Here is a 25,548-nt window from a genome sequence, read left to right as displayed (position 1 = left end):
CCGTCGCGGTGGGCGTTGGCGTACCGGAGGACGAAGGCGGGAAGAGGATATCCACATCGGCCATCGCCATCGCGATATCGGCCTGAGCCCAGAAGCGATGGTAGTTGAACGTGGGAGCCGGGCCACCATTCAGATAAGCCTGCACCTTGGGCCAGTTCGGATCTTGCGTATACTTCGGGCGCTCCGTCAGGAAGGTCGTCGACGAATTCAGCGTTGCGCCCTGGGCATTCCTGCCGGTCCAGCCCGAGGGAATATAGACCGAGTCGTTGAACTGGTTATAATCGGTGCGGGTCTCAGGATTGGAGACCCCAATGCTATCCGAATAATTGTTCCACATATCGTCGAGCAGCGTCTGAGCCAGCGTGCGCGAAGAGGTATCGCCCGACTTCGCCGCGTAGAAGAGCAGGGTCTTGGCCAGCGCTGCCGTCACACCCACGTCCGTGGTCGTATCGACCACTGTCACGTGCAAGTTCGTATTGGGCACCGGCGTTGAGTTGGCCGTCCAGTTTTGCGAGGGCTGGCCGCTCCAGTTCAAGGTTGAGGGAATCGAGTAGGTGCCGTTCGAATTGACCGTAGTCACCGACTTGGCCCAGGCGACCCACTTATCGAGGATCGACTTGGCGGTCGCATTGCCGGTCACATAGTAGTACTCGGCCAGGCGCTCCATCGACCAAGCCTGGAAGCCGAACCAGTTATTGCTGGGAGGATCATGATAGACCGGCTCCCAGTCGTAGGCCATACCGTAGAAGGTTGGGTCCCCAGCGGGTGGCGTGCCATAGTGGCCATCCCAGCTATTAGTTGCACCACCAGCGATAGCGCCCTCGGCAGACTGGAGCCACTGATAGAATTGCAACTGACGCTGCAAGCTGGTCGCCCAATCACTTGGCGCGGTCGGCGACTTTGGCTCAAGCGCGGGGACGTTGCTCAAAGCCCAGGCTGCCAGCGGATTCTGATAACCCTGGTGAGCAGAGCTGGAGCCGATACGCCAGGCCCAGTTACCGGCGGAGGGCAGAGCTCCACCCCAAGCATAGTACCAGCCAAGTAGATAAGTCGCGCTGTTCTTGCCGCTACCTGCCGGGCAGCTCGGACTCTGACAGCCCATCGTCTTGAAGTACTTATCGAACAGGCTGTAGCGCAGATAGTCGCCCATCTTGGCAGCTTCGGCAATCTGCGCAGAGATCGTGCTGGCCTGGCCCTGTGCGCTGGCCCAGGTATAAGCCCAATAAGCCGCCTGGATGGTGCGCGCATCGGCATCAGGGGCATCAGTATAGCGCCACTGCTGCTGATAGCTGCCACCGGGGGCCGGCTTGTTGAAGAGGCTCAGAAAACCTGTACCATCGTTGCTGCCCCAGGTGAAGGTCTCGCACTCGGGATGGACCACGGTTTTCCAGACCGACTCCGACGAGCCACGCTGGTAAGAGTTAATGTAGGAGGGCTTGGTCGTGCCATCGCCACAGTGGCCATAGCCGTACCAGTTATCGGTATCGAGCAGCCAGGGCATACCGTAGATATCAGGTGTGCCGTAGGTCTGCTGCAGCTCGTTGAAGAGGGGATCTTGCCCGACGGGCACGCTCGAATCGAGCTGGGTCGGATAATCAGTGATATTAGGCGACTCCGGCGCGTACTGAGCGGGGCTACTAGGATTGTAGCCGCTGTTGGTCGGCTGATCAGCATGCGCGGGAATCATATACTTATCCATTGTTTGCCAGGCGTTGATGAAGGGCTGCCAGTTGCCCGTCACCTCGCCGTAGGTCGCCTCCAGCCAGATCCAGAAGCTGAAGGTCTCAGAGGTCGTCTCGTGCCCGTAGTCGGGGGCCTCGACGATCAGGGTCTCCACCGAATGATAGGGGATTCCCTGTGAACTAAAGTAGCCGTTGGCCGGGTTCTTGATCTCGTTATAGAGCGTCAGAAAGCGCTGCGTGTAGACCGATGTGGCTTGAGCTGCGCTGGTGCTCTGGTTGGCCGCCCGCGTGATGGCCAGTTGCTGGAGGCCAAGGACTCCACCAACTAGTAGGGCGAGCATCACCAGCCCCAGCGATGCGGTGCGCAAAATCCTTTTTCGATTCACACTAACCTCCTTGCTATCAAACTGCACCGGAAATCTTCACTGGCAGGTCTTCTTGCTGCCCTCTTGCTTGCAAGAGACGGTATACATCGCTGCCTTCTGCTCGTTCTCCGGGACGAGGGCAGGCCATTCCCTTCGGAAAAGCTCCGAGCAGCATACCTGCTCTCTCTCACCTCCTTCCTTTCGCTCGCGAGGCACTCAGGCCCTCTTCCTCTCGTTTTCACTCCTCCGCTCCGTTTGCCTGGTCCTGCATGCCTTTCCGCAACCGCTTACGTGACCGGTTACGAACAGACTGTATAAAAAAGGCAAACGACTGCGGAGAACCTGCGGTACCCCTATTGTAGGAGAGCGAGCGCAGCGGGGACAACGGCAGCTACTAGGCAGCCTATGAGCAGATAGTAAGCGTAGGGCGCAGCGGAGAGAGCGGAGGGAAGGGAGGTGAGCAAAATGACGGAGCAAGGGGGAGGCTTCTAAGGAAAAAGAGCCGAGCCTGTCCAAGGCTGTTTAGTGGATGTCTAGTAACTGCTCTGGTAGAGGTATAAGCTGTCAGGTATAGTACTCTCTGTTCCACGGCTATTCTATAGCTAGCTAGAGGGCAAACAGCGTCTTCAACCCGCATGCTGCACTGGACGGACAGTGAACATGTCGCGAATGGGCAAGCGACCCTACGAACGAGAGAGGGTCTCAGAGCGGCTCGCCTGGTGGCAGATCTCTGCTCAGCTCATGCCCAGGCTACTGACAGTAATCATCGTACTTAGCCTTATGCTTATCACCGTGGCCTGTGGGAATGCTGCGCAGCAAGAGGGGGTGACGCCTTCTCCGGCAACGCCCACGAGCACGGCGACCGAAGCAGGCAGTTCCACTGCCAGCGTTAGGGCCACAGCGCCGCCGGCTCCTGCCTGGGATAGTGCTGATTTGCATGTGCCGGGCAACTTCGTGCTGGTCCTCCCCTTGCAATTCACACTGGCCAGAGGAGTAGTCATCAGCGATAGCGATGTCACTCCGCTTGATGAGCAGACGATTCGCCAAGAGATCACGGAAGAACTGCGCCATCTGCTCTTTGTGATCGACAGCAACAGCGCCATGAAGATCTACAGCCCTGGAGTCCCGCCCGTCAGTGCCCATCTTGGAGCGGCGGCCAACGGGGGAGTGCAGATCACCTATAGTCAAAACGTTGATTCGCAGGCTGGGACCGTCTCCATTACCTTTGAGGGAACCTTGCTCAAAGAGCAATTGACTGTTCACTACGAGCAGTATTACAATCCTTCGGCTTTCATCAATGCCAACGCCAGCGATGTTGTTGTGACCTTTAATACGCGCATTAGGTGGATCGCGCCAGGAGAGATCCCGGCTGCTCCCAGAAACGGCGGCTATCATTTTGACGCCAACGGCGCCATCATCTTGACCTGGCAGACCGGTCAGCACGCCGTAGCCTATGAAGTCTATCGACAAATCTCCGACGTGGATCAGCAATTCCACCTGTTAGCTACCGTAAAAGGGACCTCCTACACAGACAGTTCCTCACTGGCGCATCAGAATCTCCATTCGATGAAAGGCATCACCTACGCGATCTTCTCCGTCGGGCCAACAGGCGTGGAGAATCCCGGACCCATTGTGATCGCCATTCCTGGCCAGGCTAGCCAGGGATAGCCAGCACCAGGGCCTGGATCGGGCCGGCTCCTCCCTGGCGGAGGGCTGTGGCGCAGGCTTGCAGCGTCGCTCCTGTTGTACAAACATCGTCGATCAACAGCAGACGTCTACCATGCAGAGGGGGATCAGTCCACTGGGACTGGCAGCGAAAAGCACCAGTCACATTTTGCTGACGCTCGCAGGCGGAGAGGCCCGCCTGAGCAGCGGTGGCGCGCACGCGGGCTAGCGCCGCATGAGCGCAAGGTAATCCTAGCTCGTGGGCGCAGGCGTCTGCCAGGAGACGGGCATGATTATAGCCGCGCTGCTGCTCGCGCTCGGCGTGGAGTGGTACAGCGATGACAAGATCGGCTTGTAGGCCATAGCGCCGGTAGGTGCAGGCCAGCATGCTCCCCAACGGCTGCGCCAGGCGCGTAAGGCCTTGATATTTCAGCTGATGGATACAGGTGCGCAGCGGTTCCTCATAGCGCGCGACAGCCTGCAAGGCGAAGAAGCTCGGAGTAGGTGCAGCGCAACGCCGACAGCAGGAACCGTGACAGGGGAGGGCACAGCGCGAACAGCGCGGCGTCTGAAGCTGCTCGATCGCTCGCTGACAAGCAGAACAGAGCAGGCTCCCGCTGCTGGCACACCCAGCACAGCGCGGCGGAAAGAGTAAATCTAGCAGATGCTCTGTCCACTGAGCAAAGACATGATTTCTTCCTTTCAAGGTCTGTGCCCTCTCCCTTCCTGCTGGGTTCGCAAGCGGACCACCTTGCTGCGGGGCCAAGTGGCGCAAGGCGCAAGATGGCCTTGGCGCTTGCTCTGTTGCTTGCCGACCACCGACAGCCCCCAGTTGTCCACATCGAAGGGCAGGATAACCTCTTGGACCCAGAGTTGCAAGAGGCGGGCAGTATAACGAGACGCTGCTGACGTAGCGATATGGTATACTGAAACCAGCCATCATGCCTTATGGAAAGAGGGGTTTTCTCAATGAGCGCACAGGAACAGCAGGTCAGTACCGCGGGTGCTGGCAGTCAGTCAGCGGGAACGGCGGGACAGTCAACAGAAGAGCGTCATGCCTTTGGCACGGCAAAAACCGAGAGCCTACGAGATTCCGGCTGGTGGCGGCTTGCTATTCCAGCCTTTATCATACTGGCTTCGGTGGCCCTCTTCCTCGTGCCTCTGGTGCTCTTAATCACCTTGCTAATAACTACCTCCTTCAATGGAGAGTCAGCGGCTGCTCACCAGGGAGTACCCCTAGCCTGGTTGTGGATCACGATGATTGTCATTGAAGTTGTGATCGCCGCGCTGATCGCCCGAGGGCTGCTGAAGATCTTCCTGACCGATAGCTGGAACTACCGAACCTGAGATAAAGCGCCGAGGCGGGAAGCCGTTTCTCTTCTGGGAGCAGGATAGTCAGCCAGGAGGAGCGCATCCCGCCCTACGGCGCTCTCCTTTTCGGCAACCCTTCCCGATCAGTCAGCCGAAGCTGGCTTCCCCCGCTGCCGTGACTGTAGCGGAGAAATGGGCCTGCTTGCCAGCATGAGGAACAGCGGAGAGGCTCTTGACTTTTAGAAGCGCTGTAGGTACACTCATTCTCAGACTTTCATACTTAACTTCTCGATCCATTGCAGGAACCATGTACAGAAGCGACGCCTACGAGGAGGTCTACTGCAAGGAAGGCAAGCCTCGTGAGGGTGCAACAATGATGACGGTTCCCTCCTATCAATGGCAGAGCCTGGCAGGCCGGAGAGCCATGCACCGCCTGCCTGTTTCCCCGATGTTCCCTCCCACTGTCTCGACAGTTCTCCTCCAGGAAGGAAAGGGTTCATTGCGCTGATGATGTGAGGACGGTATGGGCCTGGTATCCACCAAGCTGCACGATTCCTCTACTCCTACCCTGACCAGGAAGGCTCTTTGTCCCGACCTGAGATGCATTCTGTGCACAAGATGAAGGAGCCTGCGCTGACGGAGAGGCTTTCGCATTGCAGGGATGTCTCAGTAGGACCTCTAATCGGTGGTGTCTGGTTCAATGCGTGCCAATCCCGCGTAGAGAGGAGGTGAGAGCGTGCGAGGAAAGCTGCGTGACAAGCGCGCCGACATGAAGCGCTCACGCTTCAAATACAAGCGGGAGCGTGAGCGCGAATTTGAAGGACGGCGTCGCCTCGTCAAACGCGATTATCGCGACCTGGACGAGTGGCTTGACGAGCAGCTGGAAGAAGAAATGCTTGACCCGTCGGACGAAGAAGAAGAGCAGTTCGACGAGGAAGAAGCCACGCGCTAAGGTCAAAGAGGCGGCACCTGCCGGCGCCCGTCAGCCTGAACTGCCCTGGTGGCCTCATCACGGACCGGCTGACCTGGCGGCGATAACGGATAAACGCGGAAACAGCCAGGGCCTGCAAAGGAGGAGGCGAGCAGTAGAGTGGTGGCGGGACGAACGTACAGCCGCTCTGTCTGGAACTAGCCTTTCCTACCGGCCTTTCCGGCCTGAGCCAGCCAGTGTCAGAGGGCCAGACCTCCCAGGATCGCAGGCTCCCGGCGGTGCCGTTTTTTTCTGCCCGCCATAATAGCAGACCGCTGGCCAGACGAGACGCTGCAGGAGGGAACGGACGCAGTGCTGCTTGCACTACTGCTCAGCAGGCAGAAAGGCCAACACTACCTGTTCGGAACCATCATCGGCGCCATCCCGATCTCAGGACACTCCCGGCTTGCTCTACCGGGCAAATAATTGGCCTATTACTGCTAGCGAGCTAGCTAGCTGCCTCGGCCCGTATCCCTCCCGCTCGTTGTTACCTGCTGATCCTGGCAGCCTTTTAAGGAATGTCGATGTTGGGAAAGAGGCGCCGGGCAATAACCAGGCGCTGGATCTGAGCGGTTCCCTCGAAGATATCAAAGACTTTGGCGTCGCGGAACCACTTTTGGATCAACTGCTTGCGCTCACTATCTTCGCCAGGGGCAGTGATCCGCACTGCCGTCGCGGTCGCTTTCATCACCAGCGCCCCGGCGTAAGCCTTACTCATGGAGGCCTCTTTGGAGTTAGGAATCCGGCGATCGGCCATCCAGGCAGCACGCCAGACCAGGAAGCGAGCCATCTCAATCTCCTGGCCTAGCTCCTCTAGCTCTTCCTCCCAGGCGCGCCGTTGCTGAGGAGGATAGCCAGCGGGCAACTCCTCACGGAGCCATTCCCAGGCCGCCTCATAGGCAGCGCGGGCGATGCCCACCGCCATGGCACCCACCATCGGCCTGGTGGCGTCGAGCGTACCCATCGCTGCTTTGAAGCCCTCTTTCTTCTCGCCACGTCCGGCAAGCATGTTCTCTTTAGGAATGCGGCAGTTATCGAAGATCAGTTCTGCGGTCTGGGAAGCGCGTAGACCCATCTTTTTCTCGATGCGCCCCACAATCAAACCCGGTGTGCCTTTAGGAACCACAAATGGACGGATGCCCTCGCGTCCCAATCGCTTATCGATCGTAGCGAAAGTCACAATTAAGTCGGCACGAGCACCATTGGTAATATAATGCTTGTGACCGTTAATCACCCACTCATCGCCGTCCAGCACAGCAGTGGTTGACATGCCGGCCACATCAGAGCCGATGCCCGGTTCGGTGAGAGCCAGGGCGCCCCAATGGAGTTGGCCATCCATATAGATGCCCAGAAAGCGGGCCTGCTGTTCGGGGGTGCCCTGTGACAGAATAGGGGGAGCAGCTAAGCCCGGCCCAGGAATGGCCGTTGCAAGGGCAGCGTCGCCCCAGGCCATTTCCTCCTGTGAAATCACTGTCAGCAAATTCTCCTGTCTGACGCCCTCATCCTGACCAAAGGCCCGAGCCTGAGCCGCGGCTCCGCCCCAGTAACGACGCTGCATGTTCCAGAAGAACGACTCGGGGATCTCTTCAGTGCGGTCGCATTCGAGCGAGATCGGGCGCATTTCCTCCAGGGCCACCTGATGAGCGTACTCGCGGGCCGCCTGTTGTGCTTTACTCAAAGTGAAATCGATCATGGGGCATCACTCCATCGCGGCTGCATCACGCATCCACATCTCAGCGGGGTGGTCCTGCATGAAGCCAGCGCCACCCATGACTTGAATCGCATCCGTTGTGGCCGCCTGAGCCATTTTAATGGCCTGACGCTGAGCGCTCTCGGCCTCGCGGATCAGCGTCTCATCAGCCTCACCGCGATCCCAAGAGCAAGCGGCACGCCATGTCAGCAAGCGTGCGGCATCAAGCTTCATCGCCATCTCTGCGATCATAAAAGCGATCCCCTGGTAAGAGACAATTGGACGTCCGAAGGCGATGCGTTCGCGGGCATAGGCCGAGCAATATTCGAAAGCGGCGCGGGCGGTACCGCAGGCAAGCGCGGCGCGCAATATCTGGTAGAGGGTAGCGGCGCGTACGACGCCGCTGCTGCCCGCCTCGCCGAGCAAGGCACTGGCTGGCACCTGAGCCTGAGTGAAGCGATAACGAGCGCTGGGAGCAGCCTGTAAACCAAGCTTCTCTGCTTCGGCCTGGATGCTCAAACCCTCCAGGGGGCTGGGCAACACGAAAGCGCAGAGCTTGCCCTCAGCGACCTTATCCTCGTTCTCGTTCTCGTTCTCGACCAGGCGTGCCAGCACCACGCGTAGATCGGCACGTTGACCGTGCACAACATCGCGCTTCGTGCCAGTGAGGAGATAACCCTCACTCGTACGGCGTGCTTGCAAGCGAATATCTGCCAGCCTATAGGTGCCGGTTGACTCGGCGAAAGCCAGGCTGCCGCGCTGCAGGTAGCCGCTCGTTGGGTTGCAGAAAGGGGGAAGATACTGTTGCTGTTGCTCATGGCTCCCCGCTAGCCAGACCGTAAGCGGCCCCATCAAAGAGCCGATAATATTGAGGGCCAGACCGGGGTCGCCATAGGCCAGCTCCTCAGCGATCAAGGTATAGGTCACGGCTTCTAGCGGGCCAGAGCCGCCGTACTCCTCGGGAAAAGGCGAAGTCAGACCGGTTTGGGCCAGCGTTAGCCGCAGTTCCGTTGAGCTATCCTGCTCGGCCTCGGCCCTGCGGGCGTGGGGCCGCAGATGGTCAAGAGCGAGGCTCTGGGCGAGCTTGCGAATCTCCTCCTGCTCTTCTGTTGGGGCAAAGTCGAGCATAGGCTAGATCCTTTCGATGATTGTGGCTGTCGCCATGCCGTGACCGATGCACATAGTCTGCAGTCCGTAGCGTCCGCCGCGACGCTGGAGCTCGTGAACGAGCGTAGTCATGAGACGAGCGCCACTGGCTCCGAGGGGATGGCCCAGAGCAATAGCACCGCCGTTGACATTGACACGGCTCATATCTGGATCAAGCTCGCGGGCCCAGGCCAGTGGTACTGAAGCGAAGGCCTCATTAATTTCCACAAGATCGATATCGGCCAGCCGGAGGCCAGCTTTCTTGAGAACCTTCTGCGTAGCGGGGATCGGCCCGCTGAGCATCAGAACGGGGTCAACGCCAGCGGTGGCCATAGCCACAATGCGCGCCAGGGGTTTAAGGCCTAGCTCCTGGGCCTTGCTATCAGACATCAGCAGAACAGCGGCGGCACCATCACTGATTTGGCTGGAGTTACCGGCGGTGATAATGCCGTCGGGCTTGAAGACGGTCTTAAGGGCGGCCAGTTGCTCTAGCGAGGTATTGGGGCGAATACCCTGATCACTGGTCATAACCTCGCGGCTGCCATCGGGTAGCGTCACCTCGATCGGCATGATCTCTTGCTTGAAGCGCCCCTCTGCCGTGGCAGCGGCTGCGCGTCGATGGCTTTCTAGCGAGAAGGCGTCGGCCTCTTCGCGAGTAATGTGCCACTTTTCTGCGACCAGCTCAGCCGAAATGCCCTGTGGCACCAATGGGTAGCGCGCGAGCAGCTTCTCGCTGAAACCGGCGCCGGCTTTGTCCGAACCCATTGGGACACGGCTCATGCTCTCGACGCCGGCGGCAATGGCAACGTCGATAGTGCCAGAGATAATAGCCTGAGCAGCAAAATGAATGGCTTGCTCGCTGGAGCCGCACATGCGATTCACACTGACGCCGCAGGTTTCGACGGGGAAGTCAGCAATGAGAGTCGCCACCCGCCCGATGTTGAGGCCTTGCTCACCGATCTGAGTCACACACCCCATAATCACATCCTCAACAAGGCTTTTCTCAATGCCAGCCCGGCGCACTACCTCGGCCAGAGTCATAGCGGCCAGCTCGTCGGGGCGAATACCTGTGAGCTTGCCTTTCTCAGGCTTGCCGATGCCAATGGGGGTACGAACCGCTGCAACAATGACAGCTTCCTGGTGCTTCATGGTCCTTGCTCCTTTGCTTGCTGCCTCGTCTCTCGCTCGCTGCCCACTGGGCAGCCATCTCCGACGACGGCAGTCGGGACAGACAATCACGCCTTCACTGGAGTTATTGTACGTGATCGGTTCGGATTTTTACCAGTAGCCAGCTAACAGACTGGCCCCCGAGCGGGCCTGGTAGCGGAGCAGGAGAAGGCAAGCAGGGCCTGAGTAAGGCTGGCGAACCCTCTCCTCTTCTCTCCTTACCTGCCAGCTTGGCAAACAGGAGACAAGGGAGAATAGCGGCCAGCTACCAACCTGACCCCACATCCTTCTGAGAGTCGACAGGAAGGATGTGGGGCCGCTCGTGTTCTCCCTGAGCTGCTTTTGTGGTTTTCGCCAGGCAGCCCAGCAACGATCAAAGCGCTCATCTAGAACCGGACCCTTGCCCGAACGAGCAAGAGAAGGAGTCGGAGGCATGCTAGCTAGCTAAACTCGATCACGCCACGAATATTCCGCCCTGCCAGCAGATCCTCATATGCCTCATTGATCTGATCGAGCTTGTAGGTGCGGGTCACCAGCTCATCAAGCTTAAGCTTACCACTCTCATACATGCGCAGCAGCATGGGAATGTCATTGCGTGGCTGCGAATCGCCGAAGAGCGTGCCCATCAGAGTTTTCTGGTAGAGGACAAGATTGAGCGGGGAGATGGGAATGGCTTGTGCTAAGAAGGGCGAAAGGCCGGCCACTACCACGGTGCCATTTTTAGCGGTGGCATTGAAAGCTTGTGCAATAGTCTCCGGGGTAGCAATCGCCTCAAAGGCATAGTCGACGCCGACGCCCCAGGTCAGCTCTAGAGCCTTATTGACGGGGTCCTCCTGGCTAGCGTTGATAGTATGGGTGGCACCAAACTCCTTGGCCTTCTCCAGCTTAAAGTCGTGAATGTCGACCGCGATGATCATCCGTGCTCCGGCGATAGCCGCTCCCTGTACAATATTCATGCCAATACCGCCGCAGCCGATGACCATGACTGTGCTGCCGGGCGTAACGCGGGCCCGGTGGATAACGGAGCCGACCCCTGTGGGAACGCCACAGCTCACAAGCACAGCCCGGTTCAAGGGATAATAGTCGGCGATCTTGACCACCGACATAGCGGGCACCACGGTATATTCGCTGAAGCTACCAATGTAGCAAAATTGGCCAATGTTCCCCTTCTCACCGTGCATACGAAAAGTGCCATCGAGCAAAGGCCCGCTCAGCGTGCCCGCTCCTTTGTCGCAGAGGTTGCTATGGCCGGATACGCAGGAAGGGCAGCTACCACAAGCGGGAATGAAGCTCATGAGCACATGGTCGCCCGGCTTCAGATCGCTGACGCCAGGGCCAACCTGCTCGACAATGCCGGCCCCTTCATGCCCGAGAGCCATTGGCAGGTAAGCTGGCAGGTCCCCTTTAACCACATGGTAGTCAGAATGGCAGACACCAGCGGCTACCATGCGTACGAGTACTTCCTGTTCTTTGGGTGGGTCAAGCTCGATCTCTTCAACGCGGATGGGGGTACCAGGTTCGTAGATGACTGCAGTTCTGGTTTTCATCGTTGAAGTCCTCTCTCCTCTTGGGAACACTGAGAGCCCCGGGCCGGCGCGCTGCCCGGACTGGCTACCCAAGTCAGCGACAAATACGATCATCCATAAGTATACTGGAATGGATGCTTTGTCTACAATGTTGCCGTGATGCAATAGGTTGACAACCTTTTGTCGGCTCATAACAAACCCCGCCTTCTAAGCCTTGCGCTCACTCCCTCCATGGGGTATACTGCTGTGTCACTCTTACTTTTTGTAAGTAAGAGAGTAGATTGACGACAAAGGAAGGCCCAGAGCGGCCCGGCCACGCATTCATGGCCCTGATTGAAGCAGCGAATAGAGACGAGTTCGGAACGTGAAGAAAGGAGGGGCACGGCGCAGCAGCCAAGGCCGTGCAGCAGCTATGAAGAAGCCAGACAAAATCAGTATCGACGGAGAGGCTGGGCTGCCTGCTACGACGCACATAGGCCTGGTCGCCCTGACGGTAGCCAACCTAGAGCGAGAGCAGCTTTTCTATCAAGAGGTACTGGGTTTTCACCTCATTGGCAAGGATGAGCGGAGGGCCTGGCTGGGAGTGGGCGAAGGAGAGGACCAGCCAGTGAGCCTGAGTCAGCCGCTGCTCCTCTTGATTGAGAAAGCTGGGGCGGCCCGGCCACCGGCCTGGAGCACTGGCCTCTATCATTTCGCCATTCTGGTACCCTCACGGCCTGCCCTGGCGCGCTCGCTAGCCCAACTCGTGACCAGGCGCTACCCGCTTGGGGGATATGCTGACCATCTCGTCAGCGAGGCGCTCTATCTGGCTGATCCCGAGGGAAATGGCATCGAGATCTATCGCGATCGTCCACGCGAGACCTGGCGCTGGAGCGATGGCCAGGTCGCTATGGCCACTGATCCCATTGATCTGCAGGCTATGTTTGCCGAAGGAAGAAGCGAACTAGAGCGGCATCCCTGGCGAGGTTTGCCCGCCGGCACCACTGTTGGACATGTACACCTGCGTGTGGCTGACCTGCGCCAGGCCGAGCGTTTCTATCACCAACTGCTCGGCTTCGCAATCACTGCTCGCGTACCGGGAGCACTCTTTGTCTCGGCAGGGGGCTACCATCACCATCTCGGCCTAAATATCTGGGAAAGCCAAGGAGCGCCAGCGCCATCCGAGGGCAGCCTTGGCTTGCGTCTCTTCTCCATTGAACTGCCGACCCAGGTCGCGCTTGAGCAGGTCGCTGCGCGTCTGGAAAGGGGACGCTGGCCGTTTGAGCGTCATGGTGAGATTATCGCTGTTCGCGATCCTTGGCGTCACCTTGTGCTTCTCATGCCTGAAGGGAAGCGCCGGCTTGATCAGTTAAAGACCTGGCTCCACTAAAGGCCAGCTCGCACGGTAACTGAGCGTTGGAGTGGCGCGCGGCTAGTAGCCTACCGACTGGGGATCAGCAAGGAGGGGGCAGCCGCAGCTAGCGGCCTTGGGGCAGCACTCCTGGCCTGCTGGGCTGCTCCTGATCATACCTGCAAAAGAGCAGCTTCAGTCGAAAGAGGGGAAAGGGATCCCCTGGTTGCTAGTGGTTCACTCTTTCTTTGGAAAGGACCATGCGTCGACTGCCAGAGAGCTAACCGGCAAGGAAAGGATCGAGAGAAAGGAAGAAGGGGATCAAGAGTCTGGCTAGCGAGTCAGATAACCGGCATCGACGGGCAAGGCACAGCCCGTTAAGTGACGCGCCTCGTCGGAAGCCAGCCAGAGGACGGCAGCGCTCACATCCTCGGGCGGCAACAGATTGCGATCACTGAAGAGATTCATCTGATTCATCTGGCTTACCATATGCTCATAGGTAGCCTGGGGGCCCGGGCCGCCGGCAAAGAGATCATAGAGCGCCTGATTAAGGCACATAGTCGTAGCCACGCTTGTAGGGCAGACGGCATTGACATTGATATTGTAAGGAGCCAACTCGCGAGCCAGCGTCTTCACCAGACCGATGACCCCGTGCTTAGCAGCCACATAGTGAGCCAGATGGTCCATCCCTCTAAAGCTAGCGGTTGAGCCGATACAGATAATCTTACCCTGGCGCCGCTCCAGCATTTGAGGAATAGCCACCTTACACGTGACCCAGACCCCTTTGAGATCGACATTGACAGTCTCATCCCACTGTTCTTCGGTCATCTGCCAGCTTAAAGCGAAGGAGTAGAGGCCGGCATTAGCTACCACCACATCGATCGGCCCTAGCTCTTGGCGAGCGCGCTCAGCCAGTGCCTCCATCGCTGGCAGGTCAGTTACATCCACCTGAGCGGCAATCACTGGACGTCCCAACGCCTCGATTTCTCTAGCCACAGCCGTCAGCTCCTCGGGGTGGGCCAGTGGGTAAGGAACCGTTCGATATTGCCGACAGGCATCGCAGATGACCAGGCGTGCCCCTTCGCGGGCAAAAGCCAGCGCATGCGCGCGACCCATGCCGCGCGCCGCGCCGGTAATGAAGACCACGCGATCGCGGAAGCGCATACCAGCCACCGGACTAGTAAACTCCGCAGATGCCATCGATCGTGAAGTCCTCGATAATTAGCTCCTCCTCAAACTCCTCCTCATCCAGCTCTAGCGCGCGCTCTTCGGCGACACTGGGGGCCAGCTCATCTGACAGCGAGGGGGCCGAAGCTGGCTCCGTCTGCATAGACTCGGACTGCACGCCATCTAGGGCTGACCACGCATGCTCAAAAAGCGAATCCATGACTGTTCTTGCTCCTTGCTAGGACTGACCTGCTAAGATAGCGTTGCTCGTGGCCAGAGAAAAGGAGCCGGCTCTTGAAGACGAAGACCTTGAAGAAGCGGCGCCTGTTTCTCTGCTGAAGCTGGCTGCTCAAGTCTCTTCTCTCCAAGCATACCATCCTCGGAAGCGGCTGGCAAGGTCAGGCAAACCTGTGCACATCGCTGCTGGTGGCAGAGAGGAGATAGAGGGCAAAAGGGCGGAGCTATGCAATGAAGAAGCTCCGTGCCGGGCATAGAGAGAAGCGCCAAAGAGCACGGAGCCTGAAGAAAGCAACCATGCGGCCTGACAGGCTTAAGCCATGATCAGGTCCATAGGCCGTGTTGTGCACAATAGGGCACCGAAGGATCAGCAGGAGCTGGCTGCTGCAGCTTCAGTACACTGGTATAAATGTCATTATACATAGCTGCCACCGCCGGACCATTGACATTCGCGCCCTCACCAGCATTCTCGCGCATGCTCACAATAGTCAGGCGCGGGTCCTGGTAGGGGGCCTGAGTCATCAGCCAGCCGTGGGCGGCCTTACCACCACCGACCTGGCCGGTGCCGGTCTTTGCGATAATATTCCAGGGGGAGCCGTAGAGTTCAGGGATCACCGAGCCTGAACCACAGCGCACGACACCGTACATGGCCTCTCGGGCAGAGCTGGCTGTCTGCTCCGAGATAGGCGTGCCCAGCGTTTGCGGCGACATCGACTTAATGATCGTGCCATCTGGTGCCTGAATGCGCGAAACCAACATTGGGCGCATCAATTGGCCATTATTAGCAATTGCATCGTCGATCAAAGAAATGAGCATGGGGGTCACGAGGTCCACACCCTGGCCAAAAGAGTTCTCTGCCAGCAGGTTAGCAGGCAGTTGCCCGTTAGGCGGAAGAACCGAGCTACGAGCAACGGGTAAGTCAAAGGGGATATCCTGGCCGACGTAGAAACGCTTATTATATTCCAGCCAGGTATCGGCTCCCAGCTTCGCGCCAATGACCGCGAACATCACGTTATCCGAGTGAGAGAAGCCCATATTCATGCTCACAGGGAACGTGCGGGCATAGCTGGCGCGATAGATATTGCTCAACTGAGGAGAGAAGACCTCGCCGCCGATGGTCACTGGCCCGACCGCATGCTGATAGTCGAAGGAAGGGGTATTGAGCTGGTAGGTACCGGTATCGAGCGCGGCTAAAAGGGTCAGGGCCTTATATACCGAACCAGGCACATACTGGCCCTGGAGCGGGCGCTCCAACAGGGGAGCATCTGGATTGCGCAGGAGCTGGTTGTAGTAGGCCAGATCGCCGGCGGCAACGCGATTGCTGTCATAGGTGGGGCGGGTTACCATCGCCAGAATCTCGCCCGTGTGGGGATCGGTGACGATCACTGCACCGCGATTTGTGGCGAAAACATTCTCATTATCGATCCTGAGTTCAGGCACTGCGGGATTGTAACTTGGAGCATATTTATCGAAATCGCGCTCGACAATTTTCTGGATGCGCGTGTCGATAGTCAGGTAGATATTATCACCCACAGGGGGACGATGCAGGATCAAGTTGAGGTTATTGGTCAGCTCCGTTAGACCGGCCCGCCCGCTCAAATAGTCGTCAAAGGCGTGCTCGATCCCTGTTGAGTTAAAGAGCGGGCTGATATAGAAGCCAATCAGATTAGCCAGCGAGGGCATCCCATCAAGATAGTAGTGGCGCTGGTAGCCGCAGAGTACCCCCTTAAAGGGGTTGTTGGGATCGATTGGCTTGGACTCGGCCAGGAGCACCCCGTTGCGATCATAGATCTTGCCTCGTACTGGAGCGTGATCTTTCATGCACTGGCGCACATTATGGATGTTCGAGGTGACTTGCTGCGCGACTGCTACCTGCCAGTAGACCAGCCCGAGGCTCAGCCCAAGGAAGAGCACGATGAAGATCTGGTTGAGACGGCGTATGGCCGAATGGATATTCATGATGTTCGATCCTTGCGTCTATCTCGGAACAGTTCTGTGCTCTCTTGCCTGTGATGTCTCTTCTATTGATCTTGCTTGCCGTCAGGTAAGATCCAGGCAAGTGTAGCACGCGGTGTGTTGCCTGCCAAGTATTCTAGCTAACAAAGGGGAGCCGTGGACAAGGTTGCTCTCCTAGAGTATCTAACGCTTGGGACCCCTGGCCTTGACGCTGGGATGGATCCCTGAGTATGCTTCCTCTGGATCCAATTCCTGCTGCCGGCTCGCGCCAAGGAGAGGCGGGCTGGCCCGGCATTCGAAGGAACGCTTGTTCCCTCTCCCCTCTTGTCTCGATGCATGTGGGCGCCTACCATTAGGCGGAAAGAAGGACAGTTATGACCATGACAGCGCATCCTGCAGGGTACCGCTATCGTTTGCTGCCCGAGGTCAAGATCCGGCGTGAGGCCTTTGGTGGTATTCTCTACAAGTATGGCTGCGCTGATCGCGGAGCGCTCTCTTTCATCAATTCCAGATCTCTGGTAGAGCTGCTGCTGATAGCGCGGGAGCAGTTTGCAGGCGATCTCAGTACAGCTATCGAAGAGCGCGTTTCCTCCGCAGCTAGCAAAGCCCGGCTCTATACGGCGCTGGATGAGCTGGTCAGACGCGGCTACGTAGCGATTGAAGCAGTGACCACTACGACAGCAGAGTAGAGAGCCTGCTTACTTCAGGAAGGAGCAAGGAGGGCATGACTCAATTCGTACAGTTTCTTGGGCGAGGTCGCTCGGGAGCTAAGAGCTGCGAACGGCCAGGACCGCTAGCTCTTCATCCTCTAGCCAGAGCCGCCTTTGCTGAGACTGGCAAGCCGCTGTCGCCTGCCCAGGTCAGTGGCTCGCAGCGTTTCCTGCTGGGGGGACTCTCGGCTCCAATCACTGTGACCTGGGAGATCACGGCTGCCTGTAATCTGAGGTGTGTGCATTGCCTTTCCTCTTCTGGGAAACGCCGCCCGCGTGAGCTGACGACCGACCAGGCTCTTGCTCTAGTCGACGAATTGGCTGAGATGCAGGTCTTCCAGATCCACTTTGGAGGCGGCGAGCCTTTCCTGTATCCAGGCATCTGGCGCGTACTGGAGCGTTGCCGCGAACGTGACCTGGTGATGTGCGTCAGCACCAATGGCACGCTGATAACGTCTGAGCGCGCTCGGCGCCTGGCCGCTTTAGAACCAATTTATTTTCAGGTCAGTCTCGATGGCGCTACCCCTGAGACCAATGATCGTATTCGTGGACAAGGCGCTTTCCAGCGTGCCTTGCGTGGTTTGGAGCGCCTGGCAGCCGCGAATCTGAGTTTGACTGTCAATAGCGTTCTGACACGCTATAGCTTCCCTGAACTGGATCGCCTCTATGCCATTGCTAGGAACTTTAATGCTAAATTGCGTGTAACACGCTTGCGACCCTCTGGGCGCGGTCGTGCCGTATGGGCTGAGCTTCATCCGACGCGTGAGCAGTATCGCGACTTTGTTGCCTGGTTGCGAGAGCATCCCGACGTCCTGACCGCTGATTCGTTTTTTCACCTCAATGCCTTTGGCGAGCGCCTGGCGGGCCTCGACATGTGCGGTGCTGCAACCGCCACCTGCTGTATCTGTCCCGAGGGAGAGGTCTATCCCTGTGCCTTCTTTCAGGCACCTGAGTTTGAGGCGGGGAATCTTCATGAGCAGAGCTTTCGCGAGATCTGGCAGCGCTCGCCGGTCTTTGCCTTCTACCGTCAGATGGGAGCTGGCGCCTGTAGTGGCTGTCTGCGCTACGATCTCTGTCATGGTGGCTGCCCTGCCACCAAGTGGTTTGTCCTGCAGAGCCTGCAGGGGCGTGATCCCGAGTGTGTCCTTGCTGACAGCCCTACTCATCCTCTGGCTGCTAAGCAAGAGACTCCCTACGGGGCAATCACGGCTGCGGTTAGATGCTCGTCTGTGACCAGCCAAGATGGCGCTTGCCAGGAGGAGGCATAGAAATGTGACGGCGGAGTACTGGCCTGGCAGCAGCGGAGGGAGGCAGGACAGGAGGGGTGGTCGATGGCTAAAAGGAAGGTCGCCGGCAGGCAGCGGCGGTCAGGTGAGGTCTAGCGCTGCCCTTGGTGAGCAGTACTGGACCAACGTAGGGGCTTGCTCGTTCCCTGTTTTACTGGCCCCGCCGCTGCCTGGCTAGCGGCGTTCCAGGCTGCGCAAGAACGTCAGCACGGCACGATTGAAGGTCTCGGGACGTTCCAGGTTCAGCATGTGGCGTGCGCCACGAATGACTACCTTCTTGGCATCGATGATGCCAGCCTCGAGCAGATCGGCCTGGGCCTGCAGCTCCAGCGAATCGGCGTCCCCGATGAGGATCAGCGTCGGCTGGCGAATATCGGCCAGGCGCTGGAGGGCAGGAGGATTGAGCTGCTGGCTGGGCACTGGATTCAGATAATGCACAAAGCTATAGTCGCGTAGAAGTTCACGATAGCGCTGTGCTGCTTCGGGATACTCATCCTCGTGCGGCATAGCTGGATCATTGGCCCACAGCTCATAGAGCTGCTGCTTGTCCCTGGCGCGGGCGGCGGCGGCGATGCGCTCCCCGCGCTCCAAGGTCTCCGGCATATAGTTATCGTAGCCACTAATATTAGCGGCGGCCAGAATCAAGGCATCCACCATCTCAGGGTAGGTTAGAGTGAAATCGATGGCTACCCTGCCGCCTTGTGAAAGACCGAGCAAGTAGGCACGGTCGATGGCCAAATCATTCAGGACGTCGTAGAGGTCACGCACGTCTGAGTACTCGACGCTACCCATTGCCGAACGGCCGAAGCCGCGCAGGTCATAGCGCACAACCTCGTAGTGGCGAGCGAATTCCATGAACTGAGGGTCCCAGACGCGATGGTCAAGCAGCCCGCCGTGGAGCAGGACCAGGGGATGACCGCGACCGGCGACCTCATAGTAGAGTCGGGTGCCGCGAGCCTCAATAAAGCCCCATTCTGGTTGCGGTCTTCCTGCCATTATGCCTGCGTCACCTCCTTTCAGCATTATCGTGTGAGTCAACCGAAGGTAGAGATGATGAACCTGGGTTGGATGGTTGAGCGAGCTTCCATTGTATCACGGCCAGCAAAGGTTGCCAGGTACGCCGCCGCCAGCAGCCGAGTAGCAGACCGAGAGCATAGGCGCAATCTTCGAGCAGTGAGTACAGGGCGAAGGCTGGGAGGCTCAGGCGTGGGCCTAGGCGCGCATAATCAACGCTCACTACGATAGTTTGGAGCAGACCCGCCAAGATCAATAGCGGCGGCCAAAGCAGGCCTGCTACGAGCAGCGCCAGCGTGTAGTAGCGTGTCAGATGGCGGCAAAGATGGTAAGTGTAGGCTAGGTAACTGCGCAGAGTAGCCCGCCAGATTTGCCAGGCTGTCAGCGATACGTGGGCCAGGCGAAGAAGCCGCCAACGGCGCCAGAGGCTGACGCTGGGGAACAATAAAGCCAGCAAGAGCGAGAGCGGCGCCCAGCCCAGTGTACCCATCCGGCGCTGCTGCTGCCTGCCGCTGGTTTGCAGAGAGTGACCAGCCAGGCCGGCGGTCAGCATCTGCCAGAGGCCCCCAACTGTCAGGGCGGCGAAGCCCGCTTCAAGTGGTGGCAGCAGCAAAATCCGACGCTGTGCGGGATGAAGCTGCTGAAGCACCGCCTCAGCCGAAGCATAGCGCACGCGGGTTCCCAGGAACGTCACGAGGCGTGTGCGGTAGTCATGATAGACCGTGCCCTCTGGAGCAGGCCAGTAGCGAATGCGCCAGCCCTGAGCGAGCAATCGATAGCAGAAATCGACATCCTCGCCGCAGGTCAGAGAGGCAAAGCCTCCCACGGCCTGCCATGCCTCGTGTCGCACCAGCAAGCAGGCTGTAGGCAGATAGGTTAACGGCCCGCTCAAACGCACCTCCTGTGGCTGCCATCCCATAAAAAGCGAGGACCGGACATCCTCGTAGCGTCCCAGGGAGCTGCCTGTCTCATAGGCCCGAATTTGACCGCCCACAGCGGCCACCTGGGTCTCGGCCAAGAGAGGTACCAGGGTTGTGAGCCAGCCCGGGGTAACCACACAATCATCGTCGACAAAGGCCAGTAGTTCGTAACGGGCCACGGCAGCACCACTGTTGCGCGCAGAGGCGGCGCCCTGGCGACGGGTATGGCGCAGACAATGCAGCCTCACGCCTCTCCTGGCAAAAACTGGCGCCAGACGAGCGAGCAGCGCTGCAGTTCGATCGCGGGAACCGTCGTCAACCACGATGACTTCCAGGGCCTGAGCTGGATAGTCCAGTTCCAGCAGAGCTTGCAAGCAACGCTCAAGCTGATGGGCACGGTTGCAGGTTGGCACGATTACTGAGACCGCGGGCCACTGCTTTGGCGGTGGTGGTGGGCCAGCCTCCAGTAGGCCGCGGGCAGTGAGGCGCTCGCAAAGCGAAGCCACCCGCTGGGGGGGAAGTCCGCTCAGGCGAGCTAGCTCCGCACTGCTACGCTCTTGGCGGCACAGCTTGAGCAATTGCCATGCCTGCTGACCAAGGCGCAGAACGCGCAGCGGATAAGACGCGATGACCAGCCCCCCTGACTGCCCCTCTGGGCCATCCAGCAAACGTAGCCCAGGGGCCAGGCGATAGCGGCCAGGCGCCGGATACGAAATGCTCTGTCTGCTCATTCCTTCTCTCTTCCCCCCGCTTCGTGTTGAGCAATCAACTGCAGAAGTTGACCTGGAGTCACTGGACAGACCGCCTCACCCAGGCTTTGAAGAGCTTCCAACAGAGCGCTAGGTGTCAGGCGCCAGGCCAAGATGTAGAGATGGAGGAATAGCGGACGCTTGCGATGTATAGCCTGCATTCCCCTGACAAGATTCACCAGTTGAGAGACACTGCTGACAAGGCCGAGATTATGATAGACAGGCAGGCCTGCAACTTTCTTATAGCTTAGAGAGAGACCGCCGGCGCCCGTAAACAGGCCGCGCAGACCAGCAGGCTGCAGAGCCTCGATAAAGGAGCGCTGGCGCTCAACGCTGGTCAGACGCATACTTGCGGGGAACGGTAGACCCAAGTCCTGACGCCAATCGCCGTCAAGCACCTGCAGCAGGCAGAGGCCCATGCCTGTAAGCAAGCGCTGGCTGTGTTCCAAGAAAGCTGGTAGCTGATCCACGGGCCAGCGCGAGGGAAAGATATAGGCGGCGCCGCTAGGACCGGCGATCAGCTCGTCCTGGGGGCTAGCCGTCTCCAGGTAATAGGTGGCCAGAGCGGGGCAGCCTCCATCAGGGCGGGCGCGATAGTCCAGCCGAGTGGCAGCCTACCGCGAGCCGGATCGCGCCACAGATGCAGCATACGATGCTGCGTATACTGCAAGTTATCGCCATCGCTGATCGTCATAGCCAGATAGACACGTGGCTCCAGGGCAGGTAAAGGGCGCTCGGCGCACTGACGTCGGTAGTGCTGAGCCTGGCGCTGGAGGCGTCCAAGTAGTCCGGGTGACTGCAGAGCGGTCCACACCTCCAGGTTACTACAATGGTCGCTGGCCAGAACGGCAATCGCCTGCTCTGAAGCCAAGGTTACCCCGCTTCCTTCGTCTGGAAACCAGCCCAGGTGAACGCCACCAGGATCGAGGTCCGCTAGTAGCTCCTCCAGAAGCTGGCGCTGTTGACCTGCAGCGGGGAGCCAGGCTCGTGAATCCAGCCAATGGACAAAGGTGCGTGTTGCTACCAGGAAAGAGCGCAGGCCGCTGGCGATCACTGGGTTCATACCCGCCAGCAATCGCCGTGATCGCTGGGCCTGGGAGGCCTCCCGCGCCCAACGATAGGCAAGACTCTCACTGCGCCACTGGAGGCGGCGCAGATCGATCAAGACTGGCTTTGGGCAGACCGACTGCAGCAGCGGCAGCAACTCGGAGGCCGTAACCACCGCTCCAGAGATACCGGCCAAGGTCGTTGCCACATTGATGCTCGCAGGGCACTGCGGATCATAGACAATGAAGCCGGCAAGACGCTCTTGGAAGCGAGCCACAAGCTCCCTGAGCAGGGCCTCCCCCGAGACTGCCAGTGTCTCCTGGGTTACCACCCAGGGAGAGAGAGCGACCTCCAACCAGAAGAGGTCATCATCATAGGTCACTAGATAGAGCTGCGGCTGTGGCACATTCACCAGGCCGGCTAGCGTGCTTGCCGCCAACTTGACTGCAAAGGAGGCATGACGCAGATCAGCCACAGTCAGGCGTTGTGGCAACCTCAAATGTGGGAAAAAGGAGGTCGCTGGCCAGTCAAGAGAGGACGGCGCCGCGCCCTGGTCGGCATCCATAGAGGGGAACAGGTCCTTTCTGCTTTGGCAGCAGCCGGGCGCGCTGCCTGTGCTGCTGTTGGGCTACAGCGGACACTGACTACCATCACTTCCTGCGAAAGGGATTATAGAGCATTGGCCCCCTCTCGTCAAGAGAAGACTGCTCAGCCGTACTCGCCGCGCTACCGCAGCAATCTGCAAGACCAGAATGAATGCCGTATTGACCAGCTCACGGCTCTGGAGTATCCTACTATACAAGCCTGCGAAAGCAGCGAAGCTGAGCAGAACAGGGCTACCGCGTCTCCTCAACATTCGGTAGCTTTTTTCTCCTGCTCTTACTGCTTGCAAGAGCATCTGCAATCCGCATTGCAGTTGGGACCCAGGGCCGGGTCAAGAAAGGATAGGAACATGCCAGAGAAAATGTTTGCTCCCGAGCTGTTCAGACCTCCCGTTGAGTTCCCGGAAGTTCCCTATGATCACTTGCTGCGCAGAGCAGCGGAGCGCAACCCTGATGGGCGAGCGATCATCTACCACGATCTCAGCCTGACCTATCGAGAGGTTGTCTCGATGGTGAACTGCATTGCCAACGGGCTTTACAATCTAGGGCTGCGCAAGGGTGAGCGGCTGTGCATATTTACTCTCAACCGACCGGAGTACACTATTACCTTCATTGCGGCGGCCTCTATCGGTCTAGTTGTGACCCCGATGAATCCCTCCTACAAAGAGCGTGAAATCGCCTATCAGCTAGAAAACTCGGAGGCCAGCGCTATCCTGGTGCAACGCGAGCTATTGCCGCTGCTGCAGGCTGTACTAGCCCAGAAGTCGCTGCCCAACCTGAAACATATCATCGTGACAGGCAGTCATGTACCTGAAGGCATGCCTCAGGCGATTCCCTTTGGACGCCTGCTGCGCGAATCCTCACCAAAGGCGCCGCCGGCGGTCCCGATCGACCCCGATGATCTCCTGGCTCTCCCCTACTCCTCAGGTACGACTGGCTTGCCCAAGGGCACCATGCTCACGCACCGCAATCTTGTCTCCAATAACCTCCAGTTCACAACCGCACTTCAGACAAGTTTCACCGATGTAGCACTCCTTTTCTTGCCTTTCTATCACATCTATGGTGTGATGCTGACCGGTGGTTTCCTGGCCTGTGGTGCGACCCAGATCATTATGGAGCGCTTTGATATGCTCCAATCCCTGGAGTTATGTGAGAAATATAATGTCACCTACTACTTTGCAGTGCCTCCCATTATTCTGGCGCTAGCTAATGCTCCCATTGACTTGAGCAAGCTCAAGAGTGTCAAGTATATCTTCTCTGGTGCAGCTCCGTTGGCGCCGGAGCCAGCGCGCAAGGTGCAGGAGAAGACAGGCATTCAAGTTGTCCAGGGCTATGGGCTGACTGAGGCTTCGCCGCTCACTCATGCTCAGCCGAAAGATCCGGCTCTGGTGCGACTGGAGAGCGTTGGCCTGCCAGTGCACAATACCGAGCAGAAGATTGTCGATCTCGAGACCGGTACGCGGGAGCTACCGGTTGGTGAGGACGGGGAGATCATCATTCGGGGCCCCCAGGTGATGAAAGGCTACTGGAAGGCACCCGAAGAGACGGCCCAGACGCTACGCGATGGCTGGCTGTATACTGGCGACATTGGTCATGTCGATGAGGACGGCTACACCTACATTGTTGATCGCAAGAAGGAGATGATCAAGTACAAGGGCTTTGGTATCGCCCCCGCCGAGATTGAGGCCCTGCTGCTGGAGCATCCAGCGGTCATGGATGCGGCAGTTATCCCTGTGCCTGATCCCGAAGCGGGTGAGGTGCCTAAAGGCTTTGTCGTCCTGCGCCCGGGTCAGAGCGTGACCCCCGAGGAGCTGATCGCTTTCGTCAACGGGCGCCTGGCCGGCTACAAGCGCCTGGGTTTTGTCGAATTCATTGATGCCATACCCAAGGTCCCTTCGGGGAAGATCTTGCGGCGCGAGCTGAAGGAGCGCGAGCGCGCACGGCGCGCCGCCGAGCAGCAAACGCTCTGATATATGGCTCAGGCCTGTGGCTGGAAAAGCAGGTTTTCCATCTGAAGAAGCAGGCTGGCTGTTCCTGCTGAAGACGCTGCATGTGCAACAGGGTGAGAGCGCTGACCGCTTGGCTGCATGCTGCTCTCACCCTGTTTTTAGTAAGCGCAGAGCGCTCTGGTCTGCGGCCTTCATGCCTTGTAGCTCTTGCGATCCTGCCGCGGGTAGTCGATACGAGGCGGCGAGCCTGATCCTGTTAGAGGTCTATCAGAGGGCGCTCAGGAACATGCCGCGCGCCAGAACCTCACCCGCCAGGGTCATGACAACGATCAGATAGAGCATGCCGGTGGCCGATTGAAACGAGCGCTCGCGCGCTAGCTTCCAGGTGAGGGCACCCAAGACAAGCGGGAAGGCAAAGCCGAGCAGGATGCGCAACCAGCCAAGGACATCCATGCTCAGCGGACTGACCGTCGGGACGCCGGCTGGCTTGACGGCTGTAGGAGTGCTAAGAGCGCTTGAGGTGGGCATCGGCGTAGCGATGGCTGTGGCTGTAGACTGAGTTGCGTGAGTGGCCGCAGTTGAAATGGCTGGGCTGCCTACTGTGGCACCGACTAGCGTCAAGAGAATCTGGAAGACAATCGCAATTAAGACTACTGCCGTGCTGAATAAAAGCGGACGCTCGCTGAGGGCAGGTGTGACAAGGTACCAGTGACCAAGCCACATCGAGGTCATAACGCCGCCCACGGCCAGAGCCGCGATGAAGAAGCTCAGCACAGTGAGCACCCCCCCGAGCGGCGAGGGAGCCAGTGGACGGTAAATCATGCCTAGTACAAAGAGCATCAGCAGGCCAGCCGCCGAGGCCAGACCGCCGCTGACCAGACGCAGGAAGCGTAGCACGGAAAACGGTCCTGTTTTCTCCTCTCCTGTGTGAAGCGCTTTCTCTTTCCCATCTACGCCAGCTCGTCGATCCAGCATCAGAAAAAGTAGATAGGGAACTAAGAGTAGCAGGAAGGCCAGCAGCGTCGGGCCAGCATAGCCAGTCCACTGTTTGTCGAGCCG

General features: G+C 58.6%; 18 protein-coding genes and 2 pseudogenes. 7 read left to right on the top strand and 13 right to left on the bottom strand.

Annotated features, from left to right (window positions below; genetic code table 11):
- The coding region (locus tag IRZ24_RS03180; protein WP_366914223.1) for a glycoside hydrolase family 48 protein at window positions 1–2,023 on the bottom strand (2,023 nt) is incomplete at its 3' end.
- A 684-nt stretch (window positions 2,024–2,707) separates the two neighbouring features.
- Here IRZ24_RS03180 and IRZ24_RS03175 point away from each other — a divergent pair.
- Window positions 2,708–3,715 (top strand): hypothetical protein, encoded by a 1,008-nt coding sequence (locus IRZ24_RS03175; RefSeq protein WP_297160455.1) that lies wholly within the window; start codon window positions 2,708–2,710, stop codon window positions 3,713–3,715.
- On the opposite strand, the gene IRZ24_RS03170 is transcribed toward IRZ24_RS03175, so the two are convergent.
- The gene (locus IRZ24_RS03170) at window positions 3,702–4,418 is read right to left on the bottom strand and encodes a ComF family protein (RefSeq protein ID WP_297160453.1); all 717 of its coding nucleotides are present in this window, start codon (window positions 4,416–4,418) and stop codon (window positions 3,702–3,704) included. The two genes, IRZ24_RS03175 and IRZ24_RS03170, sit on opposite strands and share 14 nt — an antisense overlap.
- A gap of 263 nt (window positions 4,419–4,681) precedes the next feature.
- Here IRZ24_RS03170 and IRZ24_RS03165 point away from each other — a divergent pair, with 263 nt between their 5' ends.
- A complete protein-coding gene (locus tag IRZ24_RS03165) occupies window positions 4,682–5,059 on the top strand; it encodes a hypothetical protein (RefSeq protein WP_297160451.1) in 378 nt (125 codons plus the stop codon).
- A gap of 700 nt (window positions 5,060–5,759) precedes the next feature.
- The gene (locus IRZ24_RS03160) at window positions 5,760–5,975 is read left to right on the top strand and encodes a hypothetical protein (protein ID WP_297160450.1); all 216 of its coding nucleotides are present in this window, start codon (window positions 5,760–5,762) and stop codon (window positions 5,973–5,975) included.
- Between the two features lie 529 nt (window positions 5,976–6,504).
- On the opposite strand, the gene IRZ24_RS03155 is transcribed toward IRZ24_RS03160, so the two are convergent.
- The 4 genes from IRZ24_RS03155 to IRZ24_RS03140 form a co-directional block, all read right to left on the bottom strand.
- A complete protein-coding gene (locus tag IRZ24_RS03155) occupies window positions 6,505–7,686 on the bottom strand; it encodes an acyl-CoA dehydrogenase family protein (RefSeq protein ID WP_297160449.1) in 1,182 nt (393 codons plus the stop codon).
- 6 nt (window positions 7,687–7,692) lie between these two features.
- On the bottom strand, window positions 7,693–8,811 hold the full coding sequence (locus tag IRZ24_RS03150; RefSeq protein ID WP_297160447.1) for an acyl-CoA dehydrogenase family protein: 1,119 nt from the start codon (window positions 8,809–8,811) through the stop codon (window positions 7,693–7,695).
- A gap of 3 nt (window positions 8,812–8,814) precedes the next feature.
- Window positions 8,815–9,978, bottom strand: coding sequence for a thiolase family protein (locus IRZ24_RS03145; protein WP_297160446.1), 1,164 nt, complete (start codon window positions 9,976–9,978; stop codon window positions 8,815–8,817).
- Between the two features lie 458 nt (window positions 9,979–10,436).
- A complete protein-coding gene (locus tag IRZ24_RS03140; RefSeq protein WP_297160444.1) occupies window positions 10,437–11,543 on the bottom strand; it encodes a Zn-dependent alcohol dehydrogenase in 1,107 nt (368 codons plus the stop codon).
- A 391-nt stretch (window positions 11,544–11,934) separates the two neighbouring features.
- On the opposite strand from IRZ24_RS03140, the gene IRZ24_RS03135 reads away from it, so the two are divergent.
- Window positions 11,935–12,891: a VOC family protein gene (locus IRZ24_RS03135; RefSeq protein ID WP_297160442.1), complete on the top strand. Its 957-nt coding sequence runs from the start codon at window positions 11,935–11,937 to the stop codon at window positions 12,889–12,891.
- Between the two features lie 294 nt (window positions 12,892–13,185).
- On the opposite strand, the gene IRZ24_RS03130 is transcribed toward IRZ24_RS03135, so the two are convergent.
- The 3 genes from IRZ24_RS03130 to IRZ24_RS03120 all read right to left on the bottom strand — a co-directional run bounded on the left by IRZ24_RS03130 (window position 13,186) and on the right by IRZ24_RS03120 (window position 16,215).
- Window positions 13,186–14,052 carry a mycofactocin-coupled SDR family oxidoreductase gene (locus IRZ24_RS03130; RefSeq protein ID WP_297160440.1) on the bottom strand — a complete coding sequence of 289 codons (867 nt, stop codon included), beginning with the start codon at window positions 14,050–14,052 and terminating at the stop codon, window positions 13,186–13,188.
- Entirely contained in the window at window positions 14,030–14,239 is a 210-nt protein-coding gene (mftA, locus tag IRZ24_RS03125; protein ID WP_297160438.1) for a mycofactocin precursor MftA, read from the bottom strand. The genes IRZ24_RS03130 and mftA overlap by 23 nt, the downstream gene beginning before the upstream one ends.
- A 341-nt stretch (window positions 14,240–14,580) precedes the next feature.
- Entirely contained in the window at window positions 14,581–16,215 is a 1,635-nt protein-coding gene (locus tag IRZ24_RS03120; protein ID WP_297160436.1) for a penicillin-binding protein 2, read from the bottom strand.
- 371 nt (window positions 16,216–16,586) lie between these two features.
- On the opposite strand from IRZ24_RS03120, the gene mftB reads away from it, so the two are divergent.
- Window positions 16,587–16,901, top strand: a complete 315-nt coding sequence (gene mftB / locus IRZ24_RS03115) for a mycofactocin biosynthesis chaperone MftB (protein WP_297160434.1) — start codon at window positions 16,587–16,589, stop codon at window positions 16,899–16,901.
- 35 nt (window positions 16,902–16,936) lie between these two features.
- Complete coding sequence (mftC, locus tag IRZ24_RS03110) at window positions 16,937–18,190, top strand: mycofactocin radical SAM maturase (RefSeq protein WP_297160432.1); 1,254 nt, start codon at window positions 16,937–16,939, stop codon at window positions 18,188–18,190.
- Between the two features lie 192 nt (window positions 18,191–18,382).
- Here mftC and IRZ24_RS03105 read toward each other — a convergent pair whose 3' ends face one another.
- The 3 genes and pseudogenes from IRZ24_RS03105 to IRZ24_RS03095 all read right to left on the bottom strand — a co-directional run bounded on the left by IRZ24_RS03105 (window position 18,383) and on the right by IRZ24_RS03095 (window position 22,503).
- Window positions 18,383–19,204 (bottom strand): alpha/beta hydrolase, encoded by an 822-nt coding sequence (locus IRZ24_RS03105; protein ID WP_297160431.1) that lies wholly within the window; start codon window positions 19,202–19,204, stop codon window positions 18,383–18,385.
- A 10-nt stretch (window positions 19,205–19,214) separates the two neighbouring features.
- Window positions 19,215–20,873, bottom strand: a complete 1,659-nt coding sequence (gene mftF / locus IRZ24_RS03100; RefSeq protein WP_297160430.1) for a mycofactocin biosynthesis glycosyltransferase MftF — start codon at window positions 20,871–20,873, stop codon at window positions 19,215–19,217.
- A pseudogene (locus IRZ24_RS03095) lies at window positions 20,870–22,503 on the bottom strand (GxGYxYP domain-containing protein). Before IRZ24_RS03095 ends, mftF begins: the two are co-directional and overlap by 4 nt.
- A gap of 387 nt (window positions 22,504–22,890) precedes the next feature.
- On the opposite strand from IRZ24_RS03095, the gene IRZ24_RS03090 reads away from it, so the two are divergent.
- Window positions 22,891–24,510 carry an AMP-binding protein gene (locus IRZ24_RS03090; protein WP_297160428.1) on the top strand — a complete coding sequence of 540 codons (1,620 nt, stop codon included), beginning with the start codon at window positions 22,891–22,893 and terminating at the stop codon, window positions 24,508–24,510.
- Between the two features lie 246 nt (window positions 24,511–24,756).
- Here IRZ24_RS03090 and IRZ24_RS03085 read toward each other — a convergent pair.
- Window positions 24,757–25,548: pseudogene (locus IRZ24_RS03085) on the bottom strand (hypothetical protein); the annotation flags it as partial.

This window comes from Thermogemmatispora sp. (assembly GCF_019683755.1).
Classification (GTDB): domain Bacteria; phylum Chloroflexota; class Ktedonobacteria; order Ktedonobacterales; family Ktedonobacteraceae; genus Thermogemmatispora.
The sequence above is the reverse complement of the archived record's forward strand: the minus strand, read 5'-3'. Positions and strand labels throughout refer to the sequence as shown.